The sequence below is a fragment of the Neoaquamicrobium microcysteis genome (assembly GCF_008180155.1).
GTDB lineage: Bacteria > Pseudomonadota > Alphaproteobacteria > Rhizobiales > Rhizobiaceae > Aerobium > Aerobium microcysteis.
This window is the reverse complement of sequence record NZ_VSZS01000061.1, coordinates 186444-202239: the sequence shown is the minus strand read 5'-3', so window position 1 is coordinate 202239 and position 15796 is coordinate 186444. Positions and strand designations below refer to the sequence as shown.

Sequence of the window (15796 nt, the reverse complement as noted above, 5' to 3'; positions counted from 1 at the left end):
ATGAGGGCCGACATACCGCTGCTCGCCTTCCGCGATGTATGGAAGACCTACGGCGCAGGTGAGGCGCAGGTTCACGCGCTTGCCGGCGTGGATCTGTCGATCCGGCAGGGCGAGTTCGTCGCGATCATGGGGCCGTCGGGCTCCGGCAAGTCGACGTCGATGAACATCATCGGCTGTCTCGATACCCCTACACGCGGGGTCTACGACTTCCTCGGCGTCGATGCCGGTGCGCTCGACCGGTCGCGCCGGGCCATGCTGCGCAACCGCTATATCGGTTTCGTCTTTCAGGGCTACAATCTGCTGCCGCGCACCACGGCTGCCGAAAACGTCGAGCTGCCGCTTGTCTATCGCGGCGTCGCGGCGCGCGAGCGTCGGGCGCTCGCCATGGAGGCCTTGGCGCAGGTGGGGCTCGAAGGCCGCGAGAGCCATACGCCGGCGGAACTGTCGGGCGGCCAGCAGCAGCGCGTCGCCATCGCCCGCGCCATCGTCACCCGCCCTACCCTGCTGGTCGCCGACGAGCCGACCGGCAACCTTGACACGGCCCGCACGCACGAGATCATGGACCTGCTGACCAACCTTAACGTCGCGAACGGGCTGACCATCGTGATGGTGACGCACGAGGCCGACGTGGCCGAATATGCAGAGCGCACCATCTCCTTCCTCGACGGGAAGATCGCGTCGGACACGGCAAGGCTGGAGGCCGCCTGATGCTGTTCGAGACCATCCGTCTCGCCCTGCGCTCGGTGCGCCGCAATGCGCTGCGCTCCTTCCTGACGCTTCTGGGTATCGTCATCGGCGTCGCGGCCGTGATCGCCATGATTACCATCGGCTCCGGCACGACCGAGAAGGTGAAGCAGGACATCGCCAAGCTGGGCAGCAACCTGCTGACGGTCTATTCGCTGCGGCCGATGCGCGGCGGCGACACCAACTTCACCCCGCGCGCGCTCAACGAACGCGACATGGAAGGATTGCTCGACGGGCTCGGCGATGTGCGCGCCATCTCCGCGACCAGCCAGCAGACATCGCGCGTCGTCTACGGCGCCAACAATCTTGCGGCGCAGGTGACCGGCGCGGATACGGATTTCTTCATCGCCAGAGACTGGGACGTTGTCAGCGGCCGCACCTTCACGGAATCGGAGGTGCGCGGCGGCGGCAATGTGTGCCTCGTCGGCCAGACCGTGCGCACCACCTTCTTTGGAGACGGCGACCCGGCCGACGCCGCGATCCGCGTCGGCCGCATGAGCTGCCGCATCATCGGGGTGCTGGAGCCGAAAGGTACGTCGGGCTTCGGGCAGGATCAGGACAACGTCGTGGTGATGCCCATCAGCACCTTCCAGCGCCGCATCGCGGGCGACCGGGACATCGGGCAAATCCTGATTGCGGTGAATGACGGCGTTTCGACCGCCGAAGTGACCGAGGAGGTGAAGGCGATCCTGCGCCAGACACGCCGCATCGCGCCCGATCAGGAAGACAATTTCGACGTCCGCGACATGACGCAGGTGGCCGACGCCATGACCAGCACCACGACGGTGATGACGGGCATGCTGGGCGCGCTGGCCGGCGTGAGCCTGCTGGTCGGCGGCATAGGCATCATGAACATCATGCTGGTGTCGGTGACCGAGCGCACCCGCGAGATCGGCATCAGGCTCGCCATCGGCGCGCATGAGAAGCACATACTGGTGCAGTTTCTGGTGGAGGCGACGGTGCTCTCGCTGCTGGGCGGGCTGATCGGCATCGTGCTGGGCCTGTCGCTGGCAGGGCTCGCCACGGCGACGCTCTCCATCCCCTTCGTGCCGAGCATGAGCGTGATCCTGCTCGCCGTCGGCTTTTCGGGACTGATCGGAATGGTGTTCGGCTTCTTCCCGGCGTTGCGGGGTGCGCGCCTCGACCCCATCGACGCGCTGCGGCACGAATAGCGTTACGCGCGCGGCGTGGAAAAATGCCAGGCGATCAGGTCCGGCATCTGGGCGGCCAGCCGGTCGGGCAGGTCGTCGGCGCTGCGGATGACCACCGGGCCCTCGATCTCGGGGTCCGCGTCGGCCCGCACGTGACTGCGGATATCGGCCGCGATCTCGTCGGCCTGCCGATCGAGAAAATAGCGGCGGAAGAGCACGGTCCCCGTCGTCTTCGACAGGACATGATATTGCGCCTCATGGGGAAACCGCTTCAGGTCGATACCCGTTTCCTCACCCACCTCGCGATGCATGTTGAACTCGAGATCGGCCTGCCCACCCTGAAAATCAGCCGGCTCGAACGAACCCGCCGCGAAGTAGATCAGCCCGGCGTTGACGGTCTGGGCGCCCATGCGGATGGCGATGAGCGCGTTGTCGGCGCTGACCAGCATCGCGTGGGTGTAGACGTGCCCCGCACCGCCCACAGGGCGCAGCCGCCGCCAGTAGAGAAACGCCGAATAGCGCACGATGTGGCAGCGCCCGGCAAGCTGACCGTCAGTCAGAGACAGGCTGGACAGCAGCGCAACCTCGCCATTGAACAGCGCGGGGTTTGCCTCCGTCTCGCGCTGCCAGTTGGCCTCGATGGCGGCAGCATGCGCCTGCGTGAAGGGATGCGGGGCCGCATCGAGCCGCACCGTCACGGCGCTGACCGGCAGGATGGTGTCGGAAGGCAGATCGAAGCTCATGCGATGTCCAGTTCGACGACCACCGGGCAGTGGTCGGAGGCCTTGGGCCGGTCCCAGCCGATGCGGGGGAAGCGCTCGACCTCCTGCCCCGGAGGAAACGGCGTGCGGAACGGCTGTCCGCCGCGCACGATCTCGGGCATCGCGCCGGCGTTGCGGCGCGCGAGCCCGCGCGACAGCAGGATGTAGTCGAGCTGGCACAAATGGCGTTCCGCCGGGCCGCGGGTGTGATAGAGCGTCCAGCGGTCCATCTCCGGGCGGCGTTCCACCACGTTCTCGCAGAAATCGCCGGCCGTCAGCACGTCGACGCAGGAGCGGGCCTCGCGCAGGGGCTGGAAGTCGTAGCCTTCGTGCATGTCTCCGGAGATGACGACGCGCTCGCGATAGTCGTTCAGATCGCCGCAGATCGCCCAGCGCTTGTCGGCCGCGTGGTCGCGGCCGAAACGATCCTCGATGATGCGGCGGACGGCAGCGGCTTCCGCCATACGGATCGGCATGGTTGCCTGCCGCCCGTCCAGCCCGTTGCGCGGACTGCCCATCGACTTGAAATGCACCGAATAGATCGTCAGCGGGCGGCCATCGATGCGCAGGTCGAGCTGCATGCAGTCCCGGCGGAAGATCCGCTCGTGGGCCTGTTCGCCCAGCGCTTCCAGCTCGGGCGTATGCAGGCCGAGATCGGCGTAGGTGAGATGGGCGTGGGACTGCATGCCGACGAACTCGATCTTCTGGCCGTGGCGCGTCTCCTCGCGCGCCATGATCGCGACGTCGATGCCGCGCGTGTCGTTGCCCTGCGTGGTGTATTTCTCCCGGTATCCGTGGCCGACCATCTTGAAGAGATAGCCGTATTCGAAGGCTCGCAGCGCCTCCACATTGTCCACTTCCTGGAGACACAGGATGTCGGCGCGGGTGGCGGCGATGGCCAATGCCGAAAGCTGGCGGGCGTCATCCGTGTGGGCGATGGCACGTGCGCGCTCGAGCTGCCGGTATTCGGCCTCGTCCTTGATCTGGTAGAGCGCCAGCACCCGGTCTTGCCAAAGCTCGTTGCGAAAACCGGAGAAATCGAACCTGTTCATCAGGTTCTCGACATTGAAGGTGGCCAGGCGCAGCGACATGGCCCGCAATTGACCTTGCACCCCGACAGAATGCAAGCCGCGGCTGCGCAACGAAAAGCCGCCGACGGCGTTATATGGCGTTCATCCCGCGTTCATGCAGCGGAAGCGAATATTGGCCAGCGTAAGATAGGGGCGCGCTGGGGCTGTAACGACCGAGGAATCCCAAGGAGGATTTTTTATGAAACGCAGACTTTCAGCCATGGTGGCCTTCGCAGCGCTGGCCTTCGGGCTGGCGACTCCCGCAAGCGCCACCTCCGCCGGCGCAGCGCATGTCGATCTGCCCCGCGCGGCCACCAACACCAGCGTCGTCCCCGTGCAGGGACAGGACTGGTGGGATCAACAGCTTTATGGCGACAATCGTCGCTACCGCGACGGCCGCCGCTGGCGTGACGACGACAGGCGCTGGCGTGACGAGCGCCGCTGGCGCGACGATCGGCGGTGGCGGGATGACCGCCGCTGGCGTCGCCCGCCGCCATACTACGGTGGTCCCGGCTTCGGCATCTACATAGAGCCCGGCCCGGTCTATCGTCCGCGCCCGGAGTACCGGCCGCGGCCGACCTATCAGCTGTCGCAGGCGCACTACCGCTGGTGTCAGTCGCGCTATCGGTCCTACAGGGCATGGGACAACACGTTCCAGCCTTATAACGGCCCGCGCCAGCAGTGCTACTCGCCCTATAGCTGAGTACGAGCCCGAATACGAAAAAGCCCGGCGCTTATGGCGCCGGGCTTTTTTGCGTCTTCAGGCGGTCGCGTCGCCGGCGGCGTCGAACTCTATGCCGGCGTCAGTCAGCGAGCGCCAGCGCACCTGTGCAGACCTGACGCCCGGCTCACCGGCGATCTGAAGATCGAAGCGCGCAGGCACGCCCGACGTCTCGCCGAAACGCAGCCGCGCCCCGCTGGCCGAGAGGTTGCGGACGACGCATTCCAGCGCGCCGTAGCCCCGGTTGAATGTCAGCTTGCCGCCCTTGAAGACCCGGTGGCGCATCTCCTTGCGACGGTCCTCGAAGACCTCGCCGTCGATGCCGATCGAATTTCGCGTGATCGGTTCCATTTCGAAACTCCCTGCTTCGATGACCACGCGATGCACGAATCGCGCCATGGAAGCGTTCCGAAATGAAACGGCCGGCGGATCGCTCCGCCGGCCGTTCGCAATTAGAAAATAGCCGCCTAAAGCGCGTCGCGATCTTTCAGATTCGCTCCATGCGCTTTAGCAACTTGTCTTGACGCCTGTCTTTGTCCCAAAACCGGTTCCCACCTTCGGGATACATGCTTTAGTTGCGGGCCTTGTCGACCAGCTTGTTCTTGGCGATCCACGGCATCATGCCGCGCAGCTTCTCGCCGACTTCCTCGATCTGATGCGAGTCGTTGCGGCGGCGGATGCCCTTGAAGCGCGCCATGCCCGAACGGTACTCCTGCATCCATTCCGACGTGAACTTGCCGGTCTGGATGTCGTTGAGGACGCGCTTCATCTCCTTCTTGGTCTCTTCGGTGATGATGCGCGGGCCCGACACGTACTCACCCCATTCGGCGGTGTTGGAGATCGAGTAGTTCATGTTGGCGATGCCGCCCTCGTAGATCAGGTCCACGATCAGCTTCACTTCGTGCAGGCACTCGAAATAGGCCATTTCCGGCGCATACCCGGCTTCAACCAGCGTCTCGAAGCCGGCGCGGATGAGCTCGACCAGGCCGCCGCAAAGGACGACCTGCTCGCCGAACAGATCGGTCTCGCACTCTTCCTTGAAGTTGGTCTCGATGATGCCCGAGCGGCCGCCGCCGACGCCGCAGGCATAGGAGAGGCCGAGGTCGAGCGCATTGCCCGACGCGTCCTGATGAACGGCGACCAGGCACGGCACGCCGCCGCCCTTCTGGTACTCGCCGCGCACCGTGTGGCCGGGACCCTTCGGCGCGACCATGAGGACGTCGACGGTCGACTTCGGCTCGATCAGGCCGAAATGGACGTTGAGGCCGTGAGCGAACGCGATGGCCGCGCCGTCGCGGATGTTCGGCGCGATCTCGTCGCGGTAGATGTCGGCCTGCAGTTCGTCGGGCGTGGCCATCATCATCAGGTCGGCCCAGCCGGCGGCTTCGGCCACCGTCATCACCTTGAGGCCGTCGGCCTCGACCTTCTTGGCGGTCTGCGAGCCGGCCTTGAGGCCGACGCCGATTTCCTTGACGCCGGACTCCTTAAGGTTGAGCGCGTGCGCCCTGCCCTGCGAGCCGTAGCCGATGATGGCGACCTTCTTGCCCTTGATGAGATTGAGATCGGCGTCGCGATCGTAATAGACACGCATTGTCTTTCCTTCCCTTGCGTTAAACCTGGCCGGCCGTCAGGGCCGGCGCTTCCTTTGCCCCGTAGAGGGCGAAAAACTGGCGTGTCGCGCGCGCCGCATCGCGCGCGATCTCCGCCTCGGTCATCTCGAGCCGGTCGCCAAGCAGCAATCGGATCTGAACGTCGCGGCCGACGAGGCCGAAGAAGGTGCGGAACGCCTCTTCCGCCTCATCGAAATGGATGAGGCCGGCAGCCCTTGCCGCCTCAAGCAGCGGCTTCAGACGCTCGCCGATGGCGAAGCGGCCATTGGCCAGCACGATGCCGCCCAGGTTGCTCTTGCCCGACGCCGCATGGCCCACCGCGACACGGTTGAGCGCGATGGAGGTGCGCGAGGAGATGACGTGCAGCCAGTTGGCCGCGAAACGCTCCAGGCTTTCGCGCAGGGCCGCCGCATCGAGCCGCTGACGGTCGAAATTGCCTGCGCGCACCTGCGAAGCCTGCCACCTCACCGTCGCGGTCAGCAGGCCGTCGCGGTCGCCGAACCATTTGTAGAGCGTTTCCTTGGAGCAGCTCGCCCGGCGCGCAACGGCCGTCATGGTCAGCGCGTCGCGCCCTTCCACCAGCAGCGCAAGCACGGCATCCAGCACCTCGCTCTGGCGAGGGGTGGGCTCGTCGCTCGGCTCGATGGTCTGCGGGGCTTGGGTCAAGTTCGTCTACCGTACCGTACGTTACGGTTCGGGCATATCGCGCAAATCTGTCGCCTTGGCAAGCGGCATCTTCAACATGCCACCAGAAAGCTCAGTCGGCGTCCTCGACCTCGCCGCTCTTTCCGCGCCGCCAATATGCGGCAACGACGCTGCGGCCACGCGGCAGGTCGCGTTCCTTGCGCAGATGGGCGCGGATTTCGCGCGCCGCGGCATGCTCACACCCGGCCCACACGAAGATGGACGTGTCGTCGCCCGGAAAGTCGAGTTCGCGGACCGCATCGACCAACAGGCTGGTCGTGCCGGCCGGACGACCCTCCCGCGCCAGCCATCGAAGGTCGAGCGAAGCCTTCGTCGTCAGGTTTTGGCGCTCCGCGTCGTCGGCGATCTCGATGAGCGCGACCACCCTGCGGCCGACGGGCATGTCCTCGAGCATGCGGCCGATCGCCGGCAGTGCCGTCTCATCGCCGGCGAGCACGCACCAGTCGGCATCCTTCAGTTCGCTGCCGCCGGGACCGGTCATGCCCACCACGTCGCCTGCCACCGCCTGCGCGGCGAAGGTCGCGCCGGGCATGTCATCGCCTTCATGCAGGACGAAATCGACGTCGATCTCGCCGGCTTCCACGTCGATGCGGCGGATCGTGTAGACGCGGTTGACCGGCCTCAGGCCTTCCGGCCACGCCTGCCGTCCATCGGCGGCCATCACCGGCCAGACCGGCTGCACCCCCTCCTTCGGAGCCAGAAGCAGGCGGATATGCAGGCCGTCATGGCTGAAGCGATGGAGGTCTTCACCCGCCAGCGTCAGCCGGCGCATGCGCGGCGTGACCTGCAGCGCGCGCACCACACGCATCTCGCGGAAATAGGGCAGCGTGGCACCTGCGCCGAGGCCGCCCTGCCAGACCACTTCGGGCGCGGGACCGGAGGCGAACTCGCCGACATGCTCGGTAACGCCCCATTGCAGGTAGGCGAGCGAGGTCTGGTCGGCAGCCGACACGCGGAACCGCATCGCGGCATCCTCGGCCGTCGCATCGACCGTACCGATGCCGAACGCCGCACTCCAGCGCGCATCGGAACCGGAGACCTCGCCATGCTCGACGAAGTGCTCGCGCAGCTTCGCCATCACGTCGAGCGGGGAGGCCATGGGAATGGTGGTTTCTGCGCGCAGCGGAAGCGATGCGGTCACTGGTTTTCTCCGACAGGGGCGAGATTCGGGGATGCCGGCGCGGGCCGGGCAGGCCTTCCCGTGACCATTGCGATGGCCGGGATGGTCACCAGCGCTATCAGGCTCGCCGCGGTGAAGAAGACGCCGTATCCGAGGTGTTCGGCAGCATGGCCGGCAGCCACGCCGCCGGCCATGCTGACCAGCGCATCCATCGACTGGAACAGGGTGAAGTCGATGCCGCCCTGCCGCGGGTCCGACCAGTGCATGAACTGCGCATACAGAGCGACGAAGCCCAGCGCCATGATGCCAGACGAACTGGCGACGGCCACCGCGACCAGCACGGGCAGTGGCATGACGGCGAAAAGGTCGCTGGCCGCGAACACGGCGAGTGCCATGGCCTGAAGCACAAGCGCGATGACGAGCACGGCGCGCGCGCCCAGCACGCGCACCAGCCCGCCGCCGAGCAATGCGGCACCGAGCCCGAGGAACATGCTGCCGACGCCGTTGAGGATGCCGAGCGTGGCGAGGTTCAGCCCGGCGTCGATGAGGAACGGCCCGAGCATCATCAACGCCGTCTTCTGCGCCAGCACGTAGAGGGCAGCGGCAAGCAGGCCGCGGCGTATCTCCGGCCTGCGCAGGGCGGCGGAAAGCGATGGTACGTGCGCGCGATGCTCGCTCAGGCTCGAAGCCCGCCAGCGCAGAAGGAACGGTGCACCAAGCAGTACCAGCAGCAGGGCCATGGCCCACATGGCGTGCATCCAGCCGAAGCGGGCCACCAGCACGAGGAAGACCCCTCCCCCGATGGCCGAGCCCAGATAGGCACCGCCCACCTGCGCGGCGTTGGCCCATCCATGCTGCGCACGCGGCAGGCTTTCGACGGCATAACCGTCGCAGGCGATGTCCACGGTGGCCGCGGCAAACGCAACGAGGGTGAGGCATGCCAGAACCGGCGCGAGCGGGCTCGGCCCGATGGCCCCGACGATCGCGAGACCGGCAATGGAAATCCCGCCACCGAGCGCGACGATGACGCCCGACCGGTTGCGGCCGACAGGCGGAAGGCGAAAGCGCTCGACCATCGGCGCCCAGAGGAATTTCAACGCCCAGGGCAGCGCGATGAGCGAAAGCAGGCCGACATCGTCGAGCGCCAACCCCTGGCCGCGAAGGACTGCGGGAAGCCCGCTCCACGTGATGCCGCCGATCACGCTTTGCGCCACGTAGAGGCCGCCCACCGCCAGCACGATGGCGGCGACGGGCTGCGATGCGGGCTCGCCTTTGGCCATCGAGATCAGAACCGGTAGCGCAGGCTGCCGTAGACCGAGCGGCCCTCATCCCAGTAGCAGTTGCCGGCCGTGCAAATCTTCTTCCGCTCGTCGAAAAGGTTCTTGGCGTTGACCTGCAGAAGCAGGCCTTCCAACTCGGGATTGCGTGCGCCGAAGTCGTAGGAGACGGCGGCGTCGAAGAACACGCGATCCTCGTTCTTGAACGAGTTGAGGTCGTCGCCGAAGCTCTCGCCGACATAGCGCACGCCTGCGCCGAGCCCGAGGCCGGCGAGCGCGGCATCCGCGAAGCGGTAGTGGCCCCAGAGCGAGAAGATGTGGTTGGGCGAGGACGAGAGTTCGTTGCCCTCCGTACCGGCAGCGCCGCGCTCGATCTTCATGCGCATGTAGGTGTAGGAGCCGACGAGGCCGAGCCCGTTGTCGAGCGTGGCGGCGGCCTCGAGCTCGAAGCCGCGCGAGTTCAGATCGAGCTGGCGCTGGCGCTGGTTGCCGGCGTCGTCGAACGTACCATCGTAGACCACACCGTCCGTCTGGTCGATGTTGAACACGGCCGCGTTGATGACGGCATTGTAGTCGGGGATCTCGTATTTGACGCCGACCTCGACCTGCTCGCCCTTGGTCGGGCGGGCGACCATGCGCGCGTTGGTGGCGCTGTCGTAGACGAAGCCGATATTGGGCGAGAACGAGGTGGAATAGTTGGCGTAGGGGATGATGCCCCAGTCGGTACGGTAGGAAAGTCCGACGCGGCCGGAGAAGGCGTTGTCGTTCTGGTCGGTGTCGGTGAAGAGGTAGTCGACGCTGCGCGTATCCACCCAGTCATGACGGCCGCTGGCAAACAGCGTGAAGTTGTTCCACTGCATCTGGTCGTGCACATAGGCGCCCACCTGATGCATGCGCTGGCTGCCGGAGAAGGACAGCGGCATGTTGGCGATATCGTCGACCGACACGTAGGAGATGCCGTTCATCGCATCGTAGTCGGTCCAGCTATAGTCGATACCGGCGACGGCGGTGTGGCTGACCGGGCCCGTGTCGAACTCGAACTGCGCCATGTTGTCTACGGCGAAGTTCTTCATGTTCTCCTTGTAGTGGCCCCAGTAGCGCGAGAGCGTATCCGGGTCGGTCGGATCGGCCACGTAGTGCCCGCTATATTGCAGGTCTGCGTCTACCGCATTGAAACGCATGTTCTGGCGCACGGTGAGCACATCGTTGAAGCGGTGCTCGAACTCGTAGCCGATGCGGCCCTGAAGCCCGACGAAATCGTTCCACGCCGGGTCGCCCTCGTAAAGATCGGAGACCTCGCCATAGGCGGGGTTGTAGAAGAATCCCGTGCCGCCGGTGACGGCCTGCGAAATCTCGCCCAGCACGGTCAGCTTCGTGTCCTCGTCGGGCTTCCAAGTGAAGGCCGGGGCGAGATAGAGCTTGTCGTCCGGATAGCCGAGAAGGTCGGTGTTCGACGTGCGGGCCAGGCCGGTCAGGCGATAGAGAAAGGTCTCGTCTTCATCGACTGGACCGGAGAAATCGAACGCAGCCTGATAGCGGTCGTTGCCGCCAAGAAGCACCTCCACCTCGCGGAACTGCTCGTCCTTCGGCCGCTTGGTCACGAGATTGACCATGCCGCCGGGGCCGCTGATGCCGTAGAGCGAGGATGCGGGGCCTTTGAGGACGGTCAGGCCCTCGATACCGTAGGGCTCGGTCTTGAACCATGCTGACGGGCCGTTGAACTGGCGCAGGCCATCGCGATAGATGCCGTTGTAGTAGGCCGGGAACCCGCGCAGCGTGAACGCGTCGTAGCGGCTGTCGAAGCCGAAACCGTTGGGGTTGGCGCTTGCGGTGTAGGAAAGCGTCTCGTTGAGGGTGCGCGGCTTCTGGTCCTCGATCTGGTCCTGCGCCACCACCGAGATCGCCTGCGGGATATCGGCGATCGGCGTGTCGACCTTGGTGCCGATGCGGTCCTGCTTGGCGACATAGCCCTCCTGAACGAGGATGTCGTTGCTCTCCGACTGCACCAGAATGCGCTCCAGCACGGTCGGCTCTTCCTGCGCCGCGACGAGCGAGGGCCATGTCAGCGCGCTGGCGGTCAGCAGGGTGACGTTGAAGGAACGGAAAAACGAGCGAGCAAGCACGGCGGCACCCTGCGACAATAGAGCTGATTATCGTGTTGGGTTGCCGTATCCGCGCACAGAACCGGGGCTGCCTGACCGCACAGCTATTAAAGATGACTCACCATGTCAACTTAACGTGAGACGACCGGGGGTAATTCCCACCGCTGATCGCTCTGAGCACGAGCGCTCAACTTTCCGTGGCGTCGAAATGCGCCCGTGCCGCGCGCACGCTGGCGTGGTTGTTTTCGGCCCAGTTGAAAAGGTGCTGGATCGAATCGTACATCGACCGCCCAAGGTCGGTGAGGCTGTATTCGACGCTTGGCGGCTTGGTGGGGAACACCTCGCGCTGCACATAGCCGTCGCGCTGCAGGTCGCGCAGCGTCTGGGTCAGCATGCGCTGCGAGATGTCCGGCACCAGACGCCGCAGTTCGCCGAAGCGGTAGGGCTGCTCGGCAAGCGCCATCAGCAGCAGCGCGCTCCACTTGCCGGATATGTTCTGCACCACGGAGCGGATCGGGCAGTTGTCCAGCCCGCCATTGGCGACATCCGCCCTGTAAATCTCGATCCTGCGCCGTGCCGAGGCCGCCGTCGCGTCCATGGTGGTTCCTTCCACGTAACCAGCAGAGGCGAAACTGCCTCCTTTACGAGTCCGCCCCAATCTACAATGTAGTGCTGGTCTCGAAAAGAGAGCTTCAACAGAAACCGGCAGGATTCATCATCATGAGCGACACGATTCTCGTCACCGGCGCGTCGGGCCATCTCGGCCGGCTCGTCATCGACCATTTGCTCGGCGACCGAGGCGTCGCCCCGCAGCGCATCATCGCAGGTACCCGCGACCCGCAGAAGCTGTCCGATCTGGCCGCCAGGGGCGTCACGGTCCGCAGGATCGACTTCGACGATGCCGCCAGCCTCGAAAGCGGCTTTGCGGGCGTCGGCACGGTCCTCGTCATCTCCACCGACGCGCTCGACGGTGCGGGCACGCGCCTGCGCCAGCACAAGGCCGCGATTGCTGCGGCTGCGAAGGCAGGCGTGGGCCGCATCGCCTATACGTCGCTGCCGAAGGCGGAGAGTTCGCATGTCGGCTTTGCGCCGGACCATCGCCAGTCCGAGGAGGCGGTGAAGGCGACCGGCCTTCCCTATCTGATCTTCCGCAACAACTGGTATCAGGAAAACCTGCATATGAGCCTGCCGCAGGCGGCGGGGACCGGCCAGTGGTACACCTCGGCCGGCGACGGGCGCACCGCCTTCGTCGCCCGCGACGACATCGCGGCGGCCATCGCAGCCGCGCTGGCCAACCCGCCCGAAGACAGCGCCACCTATACGCTCACCGGCGACGAAGCGTTCACCAACGCGGAAATAGCAGCGCTCGCCTCGGACGTGCTCGGCAAGCCGATCGCGGTGGTGAACCTCACCGACGCGCAACTGGCCGAAGGAATGAAGGCCGCCGGCGTGCCGGAGCCGGTGATCCCGACGCTCGTCTCGTTCGACACGGCGACGCGCGAAGGCGACCTCGGCGAACGCACCGATGACGTTGCACGCCTGACTGGCAGGAAGCCCCGCCCGCTGCGCGACTTTCTCGTTGCAAACAAGGCGGCTCTGGCCGGCTGATGGGACAAGGGGCGGCGCGTTGCCGCGCTGCCCCTGCCCTCAAAGCGTGACCTGCGTGCCGATTTCGACCACGCGCCCGGTCGGGATCTGGAAGTAGGCGCTGGCGTCGCTGGCGTTGCGCGCCAGCGCCATGAACAGCTTGTCCTGCCAGCGCGGCATCAGCGAGCGCCGCGAGATACGCAGCGACCGGCGCGACACGAAGAACGAGGTCGACATGATGTCGAACTTCCAGCCCTGCTTGCGGCAGACCGCCAGCGCCTTGGGGACGTTCGGCTGCTCCATGTAGCCGAAGCGCAGCACCACCCGCATGAACAGGTCGTTGATCTCGGTGATCTTCGCCCGCCGGTGCTCGGCCACGTAGGGTTCTTCGGTCATCTCGACCGTGAGGATCGCGTTCTTCTCGTGCAGCACGTGGTAGTGCTTCAGGCTGTGCATGAGCGCGGTGGGCGCGCTCTCGGGATCGCTGGTCAGGAACACGGCGGTGCCGCTGACCAGCGTCGGCCGCTTGGCCGCGAGGTTGTCGGTCAGCAACGCCAGGGGAACCTCGGACTTGCGGGTCTTGCGGAACAGCAGCCGGCTGCCCTTGCGCCACGTCACCATCATCACCGTCAGCACCGCTGCCACGGCGATGGAGACCCAGCCGCCGTCGCCGATCTTCTGCGCGTTGGCCCACAGGAAGGTGAGATCGAGCAGAAGGAATGGCGTGATCAGAAGCGCCGCCAGCCATACCGAGCGCCGCCATGTGCGCCAGACGACGAAGAAGAGCAGCAGCGCGGTGACGACCATCTCGCCGGCAACGGAAATGCCGTAGGCCGAGGCAAGCGCGCCGGACGAGCCGAACTCGGCCACCAGGATAACCACGCCGATGAGGAGCAGAAGATTGACCTGCGGCATGTAGATCTGGCCCGACTGCGTCTCTGACGTGTGCTGCACCTCAAGGCGCGGCAGCAGCTGCAGCTGGATCGCCTGCCGGGTGAGCGAATAGGCGCCGGTGATGACGGCCTGGCTGGCGATGACGGTGGCCATGGTCGCTAGTATCACCATCGGCAGCGTCGCCCATTGAGGCACCATCTGGAACAGCGGCTGCTCCACCACGCCGCCATGCGAGATGACATAGGCGCCCTGCCCGAAATAGTTGATGAGCAGTGCGGGAAACACCAGCGCGAACCATGCCAGCACGATGGGCCTGCGCCCGAAATGGCCCAGATCGGCGTAGATCGCTTCCGCACCCGTGACGGCAAGGAATGCCGCACCCATGACGACCAGCGCAACGCCGCTGTGGTCGATCATGAACAGCACCGCATAGCTGGGGTCGAGCGCTGCCAGCACCGCCGGATACTCGGCCAGTTCCACCGCGCCCGACGCGCCCAGCGTAACGAACCAGGTTGCCGTGATGGGCCCGAATACGCTGGCCACGCGCGCAGTGCCGAAGCGCTGGACGGCAAACAGGGTCAGCAGGATGGCCAGCGTGATGGCGATCACGTATTCGGAGAAGGCCGGCGTGACGACCTCAAGGCCTTCGACCGCCGACAGGACGGAAATCGCCGGGGTGATGATCGCGTCGCCGAAGAACAATGCGGCGCCGACCATGCCCAGAAGCAGGATCGCCGGCGCATAGGAGCCTGCATCGCGCCGCGCCAGCGCCATCAGCGAAAGCGTGCCGCCTTCGTTGTTGTTGTCGGCGCGCAGGACGAACAGCACGTATTTGATCGACACGATCAGCGTCAGCGACCAGACGATGATCGACAGGATGCCGAGCATTTCGGCCTCGGTGGGAGGGCGATCGCCCGCGACCGCGCGAGTGGCTTCGCGCAGCGCGTAAATCGGGCTGGTTCCGATGTCGCCATACACGACACCGACAGCGCCCAGTGCCAGCGCGGCAGTCGATTGCGAAGATTTCGTAGAGTGTGTTTCTCGGCCGCCATTGGCGGCCAAATGGTCTGCGTCGGCAGAACCTTCTGCATCGGTATGCATATTGTGCCCTCCTTCAAGGACGGGCGGGGTATTTACTCCTGCTGCAGCGCAACAACAAATGCTGCTTTGCAATAGCTCGAGCGTGCCGCCATGCGCAAGACGCACGGCTCATTCTAGACCGAGATATGTCTACCAGCCAGAGGCCTTGAGAAACCGGCGTACCGTCTCGGCCATGCCGTATTCAAGCGCGTCGGCCGTGAGGCCGTGGCCGATGGAAACCTCGGCTAGTCGCGGGATACGCCGTGCCAGCGCAGGCAGGTTGGCGACCGTCAGGTCGTGGCCGGCATTGACATCCAGCCCCAGCGCGAGGGCCGCATCGGCCGCGACACCCAGTTCTTCGAGCCGGGCCACTGCCTTTTCCGGCCGGTCGTATGTGCCGCCGTAGGGACCGGTATAGAGCTCGATCCGGTCGGTGCCGGTCGACTTCGCGGCCTCCATTCCCGCAGGATCGGGGTCGGAAAACAGCGAAACGCGAAAGCCCCCCTTCTTCAGCCGCGCGACGATAGGCGTGAGCCAAGCGCCCTGCTCCACGAAGTTCCAGCCATGGTCGGAGGTGGGCTGCGAGGGGTCGTCCGGCACCAGTGTCACCTGATCGGGCTGGTTGGCCTCAACCAGTTGCAGGAAATCCTCGTCGGGATAGCCCTCGACGTTGAACTCTGCTTGCGGAAACTCGTCGTCGATGAGCGCGCGCAACTCGGGCAGGTCTGAGCGGCGCGTGTGGCGCTGGTCCGGACGCGGGTGCACCGTCAAACCGTGCGCGCCGGCCTGCAGCGCGATGCGGCCGAGCCCCGTCACGCTCGGCCACGGCAGGTCGCGCCGGTTGCGCAGCATCGCGATGGCGTTGAGGTTGACGGAAAGCTTGGCGGGCATCGTTTCGAGGTCTTCCGGTTGGTGGCGTCGGCCATCCTATATCGTTAAGATGCGGAACAGACACCGGGTTTCGTGTGTTCCAG

At 65.6% G+C, this 15796-nt stretch carries 15 protein-coding genes; 4 read left to right on the top strand and 11 right to left on the bottom strand.

What is annotated here, in order from left to right:
• Both FY036_RS10405 and FY036_RS10400 read left to right on the top strand, forming a co-directional pair.
• Positions 1–708 (top strand): ABC transporter ATP-binding protein, encoded by a 708-nt coding sequence (locus tag FY036_RS10405; protein ID WP_148914707.1) that lies wholly within the window; start codon positions 1–3, stop codon positions 706–708.
• Positions 708–1916, top strand: coding sequence for an ABC transporter permease (locus tag FY036_RS10400; RefSeq protein WP_148914656.1), 1209 nt, complete (start codon positions 708–710; stop codon positions 1914–1916). Before FY036_RS10405 ends, FY036_RS10400 begins: the two co-directional genes overlap by 1 nt.
• A gap of 2 nt (positions 1917–1918) precedes the next feature.
• On the opposite strand, the gene FY036_RS10395 is transcribed toward FY036_RS10400, so the two are convergent.
• A complete protein-coding gene (locus FY036_RS10395) occupies positions 1919–2638 on the bottom strand; it encodes a hypothetical protein (protein ID WP_148914655.1) in 720 nt (239 codons plus the stop codon).
• A complete protein-coding gene (locus tag FY036_RS10390) occupies positions 2635–3747 on the bottom strand; it encodes an endonuclease/exonuclease/phosphatase family protein (protein ID WP_148914654.1) in 1113 nt (370 codons plus the stop codon). Before FY036_RS10390 ends, FY036_RS10395 begins: the two co-directional genes overlap by 4 nt.
• Before the next feature lie 178 nt (positions 3748–3925).
• Between FY036_RS10390 and FY036_RS24140 the strand changes: the two genes are divergently transcribed.
• Entirely contained in the window at positions 3926–4429 is a 504-nt protein-coding gene (locus FY036_RS24140) for a BA14K family protein (RefSeq protein ID WP_235897620.1), read from the top strand.
• Positions 4430–4486: 57 nt separating this feature from the next.
• On the opposite strand, the gene FY036_RS10380 is transcribed toward FY036_RS24140, so the two are convergent.
• The 7 genes from FY036_RS10380 to FY036_RS10350 form a co-directional block, all read right to left on the bottom strand.
• On the bottom strand, positions 4487–4846 hold the full coding sequence (locus tag FY036_RS10380; RefSeq protein ID WP_148914653.1) for a PilZ domain-containing protein: 360 nt from the start codon (positions 4844–4846) through the stop codon (positions 4487–4489).
• Positions 4847–5018: 172 nt separating this feature from the next.
• Positions 5019–6038: a ketol-acid reductoisomerase gene (gene ilvC / locus FY036_RS10375; RefSeq protein ID WP_148914652.1), complete on the bottom strand. Its 1020-nt coding sequence runs from the start codon at positions 6036–6038 to the stop codon at positions 5019–5021.
• A gap of 19 nt (positions 6039–6057) precedes the next feature.
• Entirely contained in the window at positions 6058–6723 is a 666-nt protein-coding gene (locus FY036_RS10370) for a TetR/AcrR family transcriptional regulator C-terminal domain-containing protein (RefSeq protein WP_148914651.1), read from the bottom strand.
• Positions 6724–6814: 91 nt separating this feature from the next.
• Complete coding sequence (locus FY036_RS10365; protein ID WP_148914650.1) at positions 6815–7903, bottom strand: siderophore-interacting protein; 1089 nt, start codon at positions 7901–7903, stop codon at positions 6815–6817.
• Positions 7900–9162 (bottom strand): MFS transporter, encoded by a 1263-nt coding sequence (locus FY036_RS10360; RefSeq protein ID WP_148914649.1) that lies wholly within the window; start codon positions 9160–9162, stop codon positions 7900–7902. Before FY036_RS10360 ends, FY036_RS10365 begins: the two co-directional genes overlap by 4 nt.
• Before the next feature lie 5 nt (positions 9163–9167).
• Positions 9168–11282, bottom strand: a complete 2115-nt coding sequence (locus FY036_RS10355; RefSeq protein WP_148914648.1) for a TonB-dependent siderophore receptor — start codon at positions 11280–11282, stop codon at positions 9168–9170.
• A 166-nt stretch (positions 11283–11448) separates the two neighbouring features.
• Positions 11449–11859 (bottom strand): winged helix-turn-helix transcriptional regulator, encoded by a 411-nt coding sequence (locus tag FY036_RS10350; RefSeq protein WP_148914647.1) that lies wholly within the window; start codon positions 11857–11859, stop codon positions 11449–11451.
• Positions 11860–11981: 122 nt separating this feature from the next.
• On the opposite strand from FY036_RS10350, the gene FY036_RS10345 reads away from it, so the two are divergent.
• On the top strand, positions 11982–12869 hold the full coding sequence (locus FY036_RS10345; RefSeq protein ID WP_148914646.1) for an SDR family oxidoreductase: 888 nt from the start codon (positions 11982–11984) through the stop codon (positions 12867–12869).
• A 39-nt stretch (positions 12870–12908) separates the two neighbouring features.
• Here the strand turns inward: FY036_RS10345 and FY036_RS10340 are convergent, their stop codons facing one another.
• Positions 12909–14843: a potassium transporter Kup gene (locus FY036_RS10340; protein ID WP_148914645.1), complete on the bottom strand. Its 1935-nt coding sequence runs from the start codon at positions 14841–14843 to the stop codon at positions 12909–12911.
• A 129-nt stretch (positions 14844–14972) separates the two neighbouring features.
• On the bottom strand, positions 14973–15713 hold the full coding sequence (locus FY036_RS10335; RefSeq protein ID WP_148914644.1) for a pyridoxine 5'-phosphate synthase: 741 nt from the start codon (positions 15711–15713) through the stop codon (positions 14973–14975).
• Between the last annotated feature and the right edge of the window lie 83 nt (positions 15714–15796).